1 pseudogene is annotated in these 600 nt (G+C 68.5%); it reads right to left on the reverse strand.

From position 1 onward, the window contains the following. Window positions 1–600 (reverse strand): annotated as a pseudogene (locus POF73_RS45875) (endo-1,4-beta-xylanase); the annotation flags it as partial.

Consider the following 600-nt stretch of genomic DNA (forward strand, 5'->3'; position numbering starts at 1 on the left):
AGCCGTCGCTGTTCCGGTTGGCCCGCCACTGCTGGTTGGAGGCACGGCCGGCGTCCCACACCTGGAGCGGGGTGCCGTTGGCGTTCTGTCCCGCGGGCTGGTCGAGAACGCGTCCGGCGGCCGCGTTGGAGAGCGTGTAGACGGTGCCGGAGCTGATGCCCCCGGCCTGCGTGCCGCCGCTGCCGGTGCTGCCCAGGGCGGTGAGCACTGGCGCTGTAGGCGGGCTTCTTGTTGCCGCCCGCGTCGAACAGCAGCGCGTTCTCACCGGTGCGCCAGGAGTCGCTGTCGCGGATGCCCCACACGGTGATGCCCGTGCAGCGAGCGACGTTCACGCACGCCTTGACGGCGTTGCCGTAGGCGGTGGCGGACGCCTGGGCGATGTCGAGCTCGGTGATCTGCACGTCCACGCCGAGCGCGGCGAAATTGGACAGGGTGGTCTGGAAGCTCGCCGGCGGGCCGCTGGATGCGAAATGGCTCTGGAAGCCGACGCAGTCGATGGGCACACCGCGGGACTTGAAGTCCTTGACCATCTTGTAGACGCCCTGGGTCTTGGCGTCCGACCAGTTCTCGATGTTGTAGTCGTTGTAGCAGAGCTTGGCC

The organism is Streptomyces sp. HD (assembly GCF_028369295.1).
Taxonomy (GTDB): domain Bacteria; phylum Actinomycetota; class Actinomycetes; order Streptomycetales; family Streptomycetaceae; genus Streptomyces.